Genomic DNA, 12,269 nt, shown 5'->3' on the forward strand with positions numbered 1-12,269 from the left:
CCCATCCTCGATCTGTCGATGACCGAGCTGCGCCTTCGCGACGTCGGAACCGCCAACACGCCGTTGATCGGTCTCCCCGGCCGGATCGGTGAGTTCGCCTCCGAGCAGGGGAGCCACCCCGGCCCGCTCAGCTTCTGGCTCCTCGCACCGACCTACCGGGCCCTGGGCTCGAGCGCCTGGGCGATGTTCGCGGCGGCCGCGGTGATCCACGTCGCCGCCCTCGCCACGGCGGCGTGGCTCGCTCGACGCCGGGGCGGCATGCCCCTCCTCCTCGGAACCACCGCGGTCCTCGCCATCCTCGTGAGCGGCTACGGCGCCGAGTTCCTGACCCAACCGTGGAACCCCTACATGCCCTTGCTGTGGTGGTTCGTGCTGCTCCTGGCCGTGTGGTCGGTGCTGTGCCGCGACCTCGCGGCCCTGCCGGTCGCGGTCTTCGCCGGGTCCTTCTGCGTCCAGACCCACGTCCCGTACGCCGGTCTCGTCGGGGGCATGGGCCTCCTCGCCGTGGGAGGCGCGGCGTTCGCCTACCGAGCGTCGCTGACCGACCCACCGCAGCGGAGGAACCACATCCGGTGGATCCTCATCTCGATCGGCCTCGGCGTCCTCCTGTGGGCGGCGCCCATCATCGATCACTTCACGGCCGAGACGAGCAACCTCACCCGCCTCGTCGACCACTTCGCAAGTCCGAGCGAGGAGACCGTGGGCCTCGGTCAGGGCATCGAGATGGTGCTGCTGCACCTGAACCCGTGGCGGTTCGTCACCGGGCAAGGGGCGGCCACCGGCTCGCTGTCGTCGTCCTCGCAGGTCCCTCCCGGCTCCATCGGGCCCGGTCTCGTCGTGGTCGCGATCTGGCTCGCCGCCATCGTCGGGGCCTGGCGACTCCGCCACCACGCGTTGCTCAAGATGCACCTCGTCGTGGCGACCGGGTTGGCCCTGGCGGTCCTCTCGATCAGCCGGATCTTCGGTCAGCTCTGGTACTACCTGATGATCTGGGCGTGGGGCATCACCGCGATGCTGTTCCTGGCCGTCGGCTGGACCGCGGTCGAGCTGCTCGCCGCCCGCCGGACCCCGAACCCATCGGCCCGCAACCCATCGGCACCGTCCCTCGCTCGTCTCGGGGGGGTCGGCCTGGTGGCGATCACGGCCGTCTCGTCGCTCATCTTCTCGGTCGACGCGACCTCCACCGAGGTCCCGGCTCGACCCCTGGTCAGGACCATGGCGGCGATCATGCCCGAGACGGTGGACGGCCTGTCCGACGGTGAGGCGTCAGGACGAGGTCGCGACGAGCGGTACCTGGTCACCTGGGCCGACGCCCTCTACATCGGGGCCCAGGGCATCGCCCTCGTCAACGAGCTGGAGCGAGCCGGTTTCGACGTCGGAGCCGAGGAGGCGTGGGGCCCGCCGGTGGCCCGCCACCGCATCCGCGAGCGCGACGAGGCCACGTCGTTCGTCCACCTCGCCAACGGCGCCTTCCTCGAGGTCTTCCGAGCCAAGCCCGACGCCGAGGAGATCGCCTACTTCGACCCTCGCAGCCCCGCCCAGCGTGACCGCTACGAGGAGCTCCGCGCCGATGTCCTCGACGAGCTGCAGGCGACGGGCAACGACGACCTCATCGGGCTCGTCGACAGCAACCTCTTCGCGGCGGCCATCGATGCGAGCGTGCCGGCGGGAACACAGGACAAGCTCACCGAGATGCACGACCTCGGCCAGCCGACGGCTGTGTTCGTCGGTCCGAGAAGCATGCTGGACTGACCGGTGGTCGACATCCGTCCCGACGCGACGGCGACGCACGGCAGCCCCCCCGCCGAGGAACCACGACGCAGAGCGAAGCGCCCGACGCGGGACCACCTCTTCGTGGCCTCGGTCGCCGTCGGCATCCTGCCCATCGTCGTGGCCACGGTCCGTGCCGCCGGTCGGGGCTGGGAGCCGGTCGGCGACAACGCCTACTTCCTGATCCGGGCGCGAGACGTCTTCACCGAGCACCACCCGCTCCTCGGCACGTGGACCTCGGCGTCGCAGAACACCGACACGAACTTCAACAACCCGGGACCGCTGCTGTTCGACCTGCTCGCCATCCCGGCCAAGCTGGGTGGAGGCATCGGCCTGGCCATCGGCGTCGCGCTGCTCAACGTCTCGGCCCTGGTCGGCGTGGCGGTGGTGGCACGCCGCCGGGGAGGCCCGCTGGTGGGCATGGCGGCGGTCGCCGTCACCGCCCTGCTCTGCTCCAGCATGGGCAGCCAGCTGCTGTTCGACCCCTGGCAGCCGCACAGCCTGCTCCTCCCGTTCCTCTTCACCATGACCACGGTGTGGGCCATGGCCTCGGGGGACCACCGGGTCGTGCCGTGGGCGGTCGGTGTCGCCAGCCTCATCGTGCAGACCCACCTCAGCTACGTGGTCCTGCTCGCCGCTCTCGGAGGCTGGGGCGTCGTCGGCCTGGGGTGCTCACTGCGTCGGGCCCGCTCTCTCGATCCCGACGCCTGGCCCGCCCTCCGGCGCTCGGTCACGCGGGTCGCGCTGATCAGCGTCGCGGTGCTCGCGGTGTGCTGGATCCAGCCCTTGATCGAGAACGTCACCGCCGAGGGCCAGGGCAACATCGTGCGGTTGGCGACCAACGCCACCAGCGCCGAGGAGTCGGTCGGAGTCGCGCTCGGGACCAGGGTCGTCGCTGACACGCTCACCGTGCCCCCGTTCTGGCTCCGTCCCTCGTTCGAGGAGAGCCTCCGAGCGGGCGACGCGTCGCCCGACGGGGGACAGATCAGCTCGGTCGATCCGTCGTTCCCAGTGGCCGCTCTGCTCCTCGGGGTACTGGGCGTGGCCCTGGTGGCCGCAGCCTGGGACGCCCGCCGGCGCGCCGACCGGGTCACCTCCGCAGCCCTGTCCACCGCCGCGGTCGCGCTCGCTGCCGGGCTCGTCACCGCCTGGCAGCTGCCCTTCGGTGTCTTCGGCGTCGCCGCCCACCAGTTCCGGTGGATGTGGCCGGTGGGTGCGTTCATCGCCCTCGCGCTCCTCGCCTACGTCCTCCGGCGCGAGAGCGTCGACCGTCGGCGCGGCCCGGTCGTCGCGCCGGTCATGGCGGCCGTGATCGTCGTGGTCGCGGTGAGCACCCTGCCGACCTACAACGTGGGCAGCGGCCCGAGCCTCGACGAGCCCGCCATCGAGGTGATGCACCAGGCCCGGCCGCAGATGGCGGCGCTCGAGGGCGAGGGCACCCTCCTCATCGACTTCGACGGGATCCGGTTCGCCGAGCCCTACACCGGGCCGGTGATGGCGGAGCTCCAGCGGCGGGGCATCCCCTTCGTGGTCGAGGACACCGGGATGGTGCGCCAGCTGGGTGAGTCGCGCCGCCTCGATGGGGACGCCCAGCGTCTCCTGTTCCGTGACGGCGACGCGGCGAGGGTGACCCCCCCGGGGGCCCGGCGCGTCGTCTTCGTCGAGGGCCTCACCGAGGCCGAGCAGGATGAGCTCGACGGGATCCGCGCCGACATCGCCGACCACATCGTGGCGCGGGGTCTCGGCACCGAGGACCTCGGCGACACGTCTCTCTCGCCCGAACAGGTGGCGGCGATCTCCTCACCACCCGACATCGAGGCGGCGCGCCAGATCGTCGACTCGGGCCTCGTGGCCCGGCTGATCGACAATGATCTGGTGGTGATCGACGACGGGTGGCACGAGCGCTTCGCACGCTACGCCGAACTGCAGGACGGCGCGAACCGCACCATGGCCCTGTTCCTGGCCCCCCTCGACCCGGACGAGGGTTCGTGAGGTCGTTCGGACTCGTCGTCCCGCTCTTCGACGAGGAGGAGCGGTTCCCGGAGTTCGGCAAGCTCCTGCTCGACTTCGTGTCCGACCAGCCGCCGGGGAGCGAGCTGATCTTCGTCGACGACGGTAGTGGCGACGCCACCGCGGACCTCGTCGACGCCATGGTGGCCGACAACCCGCACCGCCCGGTGCGTCTCGTCCGCCGGCCCCACGAGGGCAAGGGCGCGGCGGTCGCCGCCGGCCTGCGGACCTCGACCGCGGCCGACCGCGGGTTCTGCGACCTCGACCTGTCGACCCCTCTCGACCAGCTCGAGCAGGTGCTCCGGGCCGCCCAGCGGGTACCCGCCCTCGCCGTCGGGTCACGCGACCTGGCCGCGTCGCGCCTGCTGCGAGCCGAGGGGCCGATCCGCGAGGCGTTGGGCCGCAGCTACAACCGCCTCCTCCAGATCACCATCACCCCCGGCGTGGTCGACACGCAGTGCGGGGCCAAGGTGGCGGCCGCGCCCGTCTGGGAGGCGGTGCTCCCCCACTGCCGGGAGGCGGGCTTCGCCTGGGACGCCGAGGTCATCGCCATCGCCGGCGCCCTGGGCATCGGTGTCCAGGAGATCCCCATCGACTGGCGCCACGACGAGCGCTCCAAGGTCAACGTCGGGCGCGACGGCCTGGCCATGGTGTGGGCGATCCCCAGGATCTGGCGCCGCGCGCGCCTCGCCGCCGGAGCCGCCGATCGATCCCGCATCGGGGCGCACCCGCCGTCGCCGGCCGGTGCGGCTGCGTCCGACGCCGGCGGGCCCGCCCCCGAGATCTTCGACGAGGCCAATGCCGAGAAGCTGATGGCCGCCGATCGCGACCACTGGTGGTTCCGGAGCAAGGCCGCCCTGGTCTCCACGGCCCTCCGGCGCACCGCCACCGGCGCAGAGCCGGGAGAGTGGCTGGTGGACGCCGGCGCCGGTTCGGGCGGGGTCACGTCGCTCCTGGGGTGGCGCCCCGACCGGGTGGTCGTCGTCGAGGGCAACCACGCCCTGGTCTCCCGGGCCCATGGAGCGCACGGCCTGCTCGGCCTCCAGGGGGGCGTCGATGCCCTCCCTGTGGCGGACGGGTCGGCCCACGTGGTCTGCCTCCTCGACGTCATCGAGCACCTCGACGACCCCGTCGCCGCGCTCCGCGAGGCGGTGCGCGCTCTGGCCCCGGGCGGCCGGTTGGTGATCAACGTGCCCGCCCACCAGTGGCTGTGGAGCGCAGCCGACGAGTCCCTCGGCCACGTCCGGCGCTACGACCGCCACCTGCTGCGCCGCCAGCTGGCCACCGTCGGTCTGGAGCCGACGGTCATCACCCACGTGTTCAGCTGGCTCGTGGTCCCCGTGTGGGTCACGCGGCGGCTCGCGTCGGGCGGCCAGGCCGAGCTGGGGCTCGACCGGACGTCGATGGTCATCGACCGCACCGCCATGGTCCTCACCCGCCTCGAGCGGGCGTTGATCGGCCGCGCCTCAGTGCCCCTCGGGACCTCGCTGCTGTGCGTGGCCGTCCGCCAGTCGGAGGCGACGCCGCCGGAGGTGATGCCCCATCGGGGCCGTCCGCTAACGTGACCCGCTCGTGACCCCAGGGCGCAGCTGCCCCCGTTCGAGCAGAGGAGCGTTCCTGAGTGGGATCTGACGGCGACCGAGCCGCAACTGCGATCGTGACCGGTGCCGGTGGGTGGTTGGGCCAGAACCTGGTCCGAGCCCTGGCCCCGGAGCGCCGGGCGGTGAGGTGCCTCGTCGCTCGGGCGGAAGACGCCCCCCTGCTCGAGCTGGTCGGCCCGTCGGTCGAGGTCCTGGTCGGCGATGTCCGCGACCCCTCCACCGCCGATCGCCTCTTCGCGGGGGCCGGGCCCGCCACGGTCTTCCACGCCGCCGGCGTCATCCACCCCGACGGCCGCACCCGCACGTTCTTCGACGTCAACGTCGGGGGGACCCAGTACCTCCTCGACCGAGCCCGGCGGGCGCAGGTGGGGCGCTTCCTCCACGTCTCGTCCAACTCGGTGTTCGGCGCCAACCCGACCGCCGACCACCGCTTCACCGAGGACTCCCCGTTCAACCCCTACCTGGGGTACGGCGAGTCGAAGCTGGAGGCCGAGGAGCTGGTCCGCCAGAGCCACGACCGCGGGGACCTCGAGACGGTGATCCTGCGGCCGCCGTGGTTCTACGGCCCCCACCAGCCCGACCGTCAGACCCAGTTCTTCGCGGCAGTCCGCAAGGGCCGCTTCCCGATGGTGGGCGACGGCCGGCAGCGGCGCTCCATGGCCTACACCGCGAGCCTGGTCTCTGCCCTCCTCCTCGCCGAGACGGCCGATGCCGCCCCGGGCCAGGCCTATTGGATCGCCGATGCCGAGCCCTACGAGCTGCGCCACATCCTCGACTCGGTCCGCACGGCCCTCGCCGCCGAGGGCCTCCAGGTGACATCGCGCCAGCCCCGCATCCCCGCCGTCGCCGGCGCCGTGGCCGCTCGGGCCGATGCTCTGCTGCAGGGCGCGGGCCGTTACGTGCAGCCCGTGCACGTGCTGGGCGAGCTGCGCGACACGATCGCCTGTGACATCTCCAAGGCCCGACGCGACCTCGGGTACGAACCGGTCGCCACCCTCGTCGAGGGCATGCGCACCAGCATCCGCTGGTGCCTGGAGCGAGGAGCGCGCCTGTGAGCATCAGCGAGCGTGTGAACGAGCGCAGCGAGCGAACCAGACAGAACGGGCCCTCTGACGGCGGAGCCTGCGGAGCCGGCAGTGCTCATCGGTGCCCGGCGATGGGGAACCGTCCCGATGTGACCCACGATCGAATGGTGCACCGATGAACGACCGCAGCGGGCGCGGTGGACAGACGATGCTGGTCACGGGGGGTAGCGGGTACTTCGGCACCGAGGTCGTCGAACGGGCCCTCGCCCTCGGCCACGACGTGCGGATCTTCGATCTCGAACCGCCCGCCGAGCCCGGTCGCGCCACCTACGTGCGGGGCGACGTGCGCGACCGCGACGCGCTGGCCGCGGCCTGCGAGGGCGTCGACGTGGTGTTGCACAACGTGGCCCAGGTGCCCCTGGCCAAGGACCACGAGCTGTTCTGGTCGGTCAACGTGCTCGGCACCGCCAACGTGCTCCTGGCCGCCCGCGACGCCGGTGTGGCCAAGGTCGTGCACACCTCGTCGAGCGCCATCTTCGGCATCCCCGACGACAACCCCGTCACCGAGAACACCCCGGGCCGGCCCCTCGAGGCCTACGGCCGGGCCAAGCTGACCGCCGAGGTGCTGTGTCGCGACGCCGTCCGGGCCGGGCTCGACGTCACCATCGTGCGACCCCGGACCATCCTCGGCCACGGGCGCCTCGGGATCATGGCGGTGCTCTTCGAGTTCGTCGCCGAGGGCGCCCCCGTGTTCGTGCTGGGAGGCGGCCGCAACCGCTACCAGTTCGTGCACGCCAACGACCTGGCCGACGCCTGTCTCCGCGCCGGCGAGCGCCCGGGCCCGGCGGTGTACAACGTCGGCGCCCGCGACCCCGGCACCATGCGCGAGACGCTCCAGGCCCTCGTCGACCACGCCGACACCGGGTCCCGGGTCCGGTCGCTGCCCACGGGGCCGGCCAGCAGCGCCATGCGCGCCCTGGGAGAGATGAAGCTGGTGCCGTTCGCGCCCTACCACTGGCTGCTCTACGGCGAGTCGCTGTGGTTCGACACCACCCGGGCCGAACACGAGCTGGGCTGGTCGTCGACCCAGTCCAACGCCGAGATGCTCATCGAGTCCTACGAGTGGTTCCTCGCCCACCGGCGGGAGCTCGGCTCGACCCGCGGCTCCCACCACCAGTCGCCGGTGCGGCTGGGCCTGCTGAACCTCCTCAAGCGCCTCCCCTGACCGCGCCCGCGCCCGCCCTGGTCCGCAGCCCGGGCGGCCTTCGAGGCTTCGCGGGCCGTTCAGACGGACTCCTATACTCCGGCCATGCTTTGGTTCGAGCGCCAGCTGGTCGCCACGATGGTCAGCCACCTCGGCCACGACGAGCGGGCGCGGGTCGCCTCCTACGTCGAGGGGTCTCTGGGGGCGATGCCCGAGCACATCCGTCTCGGCGTCGGGGCCGAATCGCTGGTGCTGGGGGCGTGGGCCCGCCTACCCGGCGCGCTCGGCGGCGCCCTTCACGACGGCTCGGGCGTGAGCCTGCGCGCCCTGGAGACCAACCCCCTCAACCCGGTCCGGCAGTACGCCCGGCTGATGCGGTCGCTCGTGTTGATCGCGGAGCACGAGCTCCAGCCGGGAGCCGGCGGGTGACGACTCTCGACACCGAGATCGTCGTCATCGGGTCCGGCGCCGGCGGTGCCGTCACGGCCGCCACCCTCGCCCGGGCCGGGCGCGACGTCACCGTTCTCGAGGAGGGCCCGTGGGTCGACCCCGACGCCCTGGAGCCGTTCTCGCTGGCCGAGATGGTGGCCAAGTACCGCCACCAGGGGGGCTCCGCCGCCCTGGGGGCGCCTCCGGTGGCCTACGCCGAGGGCCGTTGCATCGGGGGCAGCACGGAGATCAACAGCGGGCTGTGGCACCGTCTGCCGGCGGAGCTGGCCGAGGAGTGGCGCCGCCGCCACACGATCGCGGAGTTCACGCCCACGGTGCTCGACGCCTACGCCGACCGCGTCGAGCAAGACCTCTCGGTCGCCAAGGTGCCGGGCGAGCCGCCGCTGTCGTCCACCATCCTGGAGAGGGGGGCCGCCGCCCTCGACTGGCGATCGGTCGAGTTCGCCCGCGTGTTCCGCTACGACCGCGACCAGCGCGGCACCAAGCAGACGATGGCCCGCACCCTCATCCCCCGGGCGGTCGAGTCCGGAGCCACGATCCTCCCCGACTGCCGGGTCGACCGCCTCGTCCGGAAGGGCGATCGCATCGTCGGCGTCCGCTGCACCCGTCGCCGAGAGGACGGCACCGACGAGGACCTCACCGTCCGGGCCGAGCAGGTGTTCGTCTGCGGCGGCGCGATCCAGACCCCGGCGCTGCTCCAGCGCAGCGGCATCCGCGCCAACATCGGGTCCGGTCTCAAGCTGCACCCCACGATCCGGGTGGCGGCGCGCTTCCCGCACCCCATCGACCACGCAGATGTTCCGATGCACCGCATCACCGAGTTCGGCCCCGCCCTCGAGATCGGGGGCTCGGCCAGCCGGCGGAGCCACGTGGCCCTCGCCCTGTCCGATTCGACCGCCGACTACGGCGACGCCATGTCCGACTGGAAGAACGTGTCGATCTACTACGCCGCGACCCACGACGGCGTGGGCCGGGTCACCACCCTGCCGGGGCTGAGGTCGCCGCTCGTGACCTATCGGCTCACCGAGGCCGACATGAGCCGGCTGGCCCGCGGCCTCCTGTTGCTGGGCGAGGCGCTGATGGCGGCAGGTGCCACCGAGCTCTACCCCTCGATCACGGGCGCGCCGGTCGTGCGGCGCCGCGACGACCTCGTGCAGTGGTGGGAATCGGTGAACCGGAGCCGTTCGAACCTGATGACGGTCCACATGACCTCGTCGGTGCGCATCGGTGAGGATCGGACCCGAACCGGGGCCGACAGCTTCGGGCGCGTCTGGGGCCTCGCCAACCTTCGGGTGAACGACGCGTCCCTGCTCCCTGACGCCCCCGGCGTCAACCCGCAGAGCACGATCATGACCATCGCCCTCCGCAACGCAGACCACTTCCTCGCCCATGCCTGACGGCAGTTCGACCACAGTCTCCTCGGCGACGCCACCGGTTCCCTCGACCCCGGCCGAGGTCGACGCCGATCCGACGCCGAGCCTGCGGCGCCGGCGCAACGACCTCCTCCTCCTGGTTCTCCTCGTCGTGGTGGTCGCCCTCCCCCTCGTCGTGGCCGCCGGGGTGCTGCACGAGCCCCGTTGGTACCCGGCGAACGACGACGCCCAGACCGAGCTGAAGGTGCGCGACGTGGGGTCCAGCAACCCTCCGCTCACCGGCCTCGGGGGCCGCATCGGCGAGTTCGGCCCAGACGGAGGGAGCCATCCGGGCCCGCTCAGCTTCTGGAGCCTGGCCATCGTCTACCGGGTGCTCGGCGCGGGGGCGTGGACGCTCAACGCGTCGACGGCCGTCCTCAACATCATCGCCATGGGCCTCACGCTGTGGATGGCGCGCCGTCGCGGGGGCACGCCGGTCATGGTTGCGGCCGCCGTGCTGCTGATCGTGCTGACGACCGCCTACGGCACCTACGCCCTCACCCTGCCGTGGAACCCCTACCTCCCGATCCTCTGGTGGGTGACGGCCATGGTGGCGGCGTGGTCGCTGCTCTGCGGCGACCTCCCGACCCTCCCCGTGGCCGTGTTCGCGACGTCGTTCTGCCTCCAGACGCACATCTCCTACGTGGGGCTGGGGAGCGTGCTGGCCCTCATCGGCGTGGCGGCGGCCGGCTACTGGGTCTACGACCGACGCCGCGACAGGGACGCCCTGCGCTCATCGCTCAGGTGGGTCGCGGTCGGGACGGCCCTCGGCGCCCTGCTCTGGTTCCCGCCCATCGCCGAGCAGATCACAGGGTCGCAGGGCCACAACCTGAGCACGATCTATGACCACTTCGGCAGTCCTTCGGAGGAGCCGCTCGGGCTGGTCGAGGGGGCCGAGGTGCTGCTCTCGGCCTTCGACCCGTGGGCGCTGCTCACGGAGCCGGCGATCGACGGCCGGTTCTTCCTCGGCGGCTCGACGCTGCCCGGCCTGGTGCTGGTCGCGGCGTGGGTGGCCACCGTGGGACTGGCATGGCGGATGCGCCACCTGACCCTCCTCCGCCTCCACGCCCTCCTGGCCGTCGTCGTCGTGGGCGGCCTCGTGTCGGCGAGCCGGATCTTCGGCCCGCCGTTCCGCTACCTCGCACTGTGGGGATGGGGCATCGCGACACTGCTCCTCCTCGCAGTCGGCTGGACCGCGGCGGCGTGGGGCGCCCGTCGCGCTGGGGGCCCGGATCGCGGACCGGCCCGCTCGCGGCTGGCGCCCGCCGGAGCGGCCGCCGTTGCGCTCGTCGTGCTCGCCCTGACCACCCGGGCCACCGTCGACGCCGCGCACACCGAGGTGTTCCACCCCGAGCTCACGCGGTCGGCTGCCGAGATCGTGCCCGAGACCGTCGCCGCGCTGTCGGAGGGTTCTCTGCCGGGGACGGGGCGCGACGGCCGCTACTCCCTCACCTGGAACGATCCCTGGCACGGCGGCGCCCGGGGCTTCTCGTTGTTGAACGAGCTCGATCGCGAGGGATTCGACGTGGGGGCCAACCGCTTCTTCCGCTCCGCGTTCGGTCGCCACCGAGTGCTCGAGCCGTCCGAGGCCACCGCCCGGATCCACGTCTCGGTGGGCCCCGACATCGACGTGTGGGCGGCCAAGCCCGGCACCCACCGCATCGCCTACCACGATCCCGCCACCGCCGAGGCCCGGGCCGAGTACGAGCGGTTGCGGTTCGCGGTCATCGAGGAGCTCGATGCGACCGGGGCATCGGACCTGGACCCGCTCGTCGACAACGACCCCTACGCCTTCCGGTTCAACGGTGCCCTCTCCGAGGCCGGGCGGGCCCGAATCGAACGGATGATCGAGCTGGGCCGGCCCGTGGCCGTCTTCGTCGCCCCGCCCGACGTCGACGGCTGACGCCGGCCGGTCAGTAGGGCCAGACCGACGGGTCGTGTCCGAAGAGCTTGGTCAGGCGCCCGAGCCGGGCCGTGATGAGCGCCTTGATCAGCACGTTTCGGGCGAACCAGGGCAGCTCGAGGGCCTGGTGCACGGCGTTGGCCACCCGGGCCTTGGGGCTCAACCGCTCGCGGCGGTACTCGGTCATGGACCCTGAGCGGCCCACGTAGCGCCACCGCGACCCACCGAACAGCTCGTGTCCGATGGCCAGGGTGACCCCCACCGAGCTGAACGAGTCGTGGATCAACATGGTGCCGCCCTCGGTGACCCGCGCCCCCCAGTCGCGGATGTCGGCCCGGGCGGGGGCGTAGCGGTGGGCGCCGTCGATGTAGAGCAGGTCGATCGGGTCGTCGACCCGGCCGTGGGCGGCATCGGAGAAGGCCCGGACGTGGGTGACCCGGTCGCGCACCCCGGCCCGTTCGAGGTTGCCCACGAAGACCTCGTGGTCGAGGGCGGCCTCGTCCGCGAAGCCGTCGATCTCCTGAGGACCCCGGTCGTTGCCGGCGTGGGGGTCGATGGCGACGAGCTCGATGCTGCGGTCGGCCGAGCGGCCCAGCACCACGGTGGAGCGGCCCCGGAAGCTCCCGATCTCGACGATCCGCCCGCCCGGCACCACCCGTGCGGCCGACTCCCAGAGGAGCCGAGCCTGGCCGTTCGTCAACCAGCCCTCCACATCGGCCACATCGGCCAGCGTGGCGGTGAGGTCGGGACGAGGAGCACCGCCGGCGGCGTCGGAAGCGGGATCGGCGGGGGCGGTCATGGGTGCGGCACTCTGCTCGGGTCGGGGTCCGGGGCGGCCGGGCCACGCCGGCCCGGGATGATCGCCGATCGCCAGGCCCGTGCTCTAACGTGAGA

At 72.5% G+C, this 12,269-nt stretch carries 8 protein-coding genes and 1 pseudogene; 8 read left to right on the forward strand and 1 reads right to left on the reverse strand.

Features of this window, described 5'->3' with window-relative positions; translation table 11 throughout:
• From VNL12_RS00095 to VNL12_RS00130, 8 genes and pseudogenes are all read left to right on the forward strand, one after another.
• Window positions 1-1,752: pseudogene (locus tag VNL12_RS00095) on the forward strand (hypothetical protein); the annotation flags it as partial.
• Between the two features lie 102 nt (window positions 1,753-1,854).
• Complete coding sequence (locus tag VNL12_RS00100; protein WP_325590419.1) at window positions 1,855-3,762, forward strand: hypothetical protein; 1,908 nt, start codon at window positions 1,855-1,857, stop codon at window positions 3,760-3,762.
• Complete coding sequence (locus tag VNL12_RS00105) at window positions 3,759-5,345, forward strand: methyltransferase domain-containing protein (protein WP_325590421.1); 1,587 nt, start codon at window positions 3,759-3,761, stop codon at window positions 5,343-5,345. Before VNL12_RS00100 ends, VNL12_RS00105 begins: the two co-directional genes overlap by 4 nt.
• A 56-nt stretch (window positions 5,346-5,401) precedes the next feature.
• A complete protein-coding gene (locus VNL12_RS00110; RefSeq protein ID WP_325590423.1) occupies window positions 5,402-6,436 on the forward strand; it encodes an NAD-dependent epimerase/dehydratase family protein in 1,035 nt (344 codons plus the stop codon).
• Between the two features lie 145 nt (window positions 6,437-6,581).
• Window positions 6,582-7,631 (forward strand): NAD-dependent epimerase/dehydratase family protein, encoded by a 1,050-nt coding sequence (locus tag VNL12_RS00115; protein ID WP_325590425.1) that lies wholly within the window; start codon window positions 6,582-6,584, stop codon window positions 7,629-7,631.
• 84 nt (window positions 7,632-7,715) lie between these two features.
• The gene (locus VNL12_RS00120; RefSeq protein ID WP_325590427.1) at window positions 7,716-8,039 is read left to right on the forward strand and encodes a hypothetical protein; all 324 of its coding nucleotides are present in this window, start codon (window positions 7,716-7,718) and stop codon (window positions 8,037-8,039) included.
• Complete coding sequence (locus tag VNL12_RS00125) at window positions 8,036-9,457, forward strand: GMC family oxidoreductase (RefSeq protein ID WP_325590429.1); 1,422 nt, start codon at window positions 8,036-8,038, stop codon at window positions 9,455-9,457. The genes VNL12_RS00120 and VNL12_RS00125 overlap by 4 nt, the downstream gene beginning before the upstream one ends.
• Entirely contained in the window at window positions 9,450-11,375 is a 1,926-nt protein-coding gene (locus VNL12_RS00130; protein ID WP_325590431.1) for a hypothetical protein, read from the forward strand. Before VNL12_RS00125 ends, VNL12_RS00130 begins: the two co-directional genes overlap by 8 nt.
• A 10-nt stretch (window positions 11,376-11,385) precedes the next feature.
• On the opposite strand, the gene VNL12_RS00135 is transcribed toward VNL12_RS00130, so the two are convergent.
• Window positions 11,386-12,174, reverse strand: coding sequence for a class I SAM-dependent methyltransferase (locus VNL12_RS00135; protein WP_325590433.1), 789 nt, complete (start codon window positions 12,172-12,174; stop codon window positions 11,386-11,388).
• Window positions 12,175-12,269: the final 95 nt, after the last annotated feature.

Origin of the sequence: Iamia sp. (assembly GCF_035575815.1) — a bacterium.
Classification (GTDB): Bacteria; Actinomycetota; Acidimicrobiia; order Acidimicrobiales; family Iamiaceae; genus Iamia.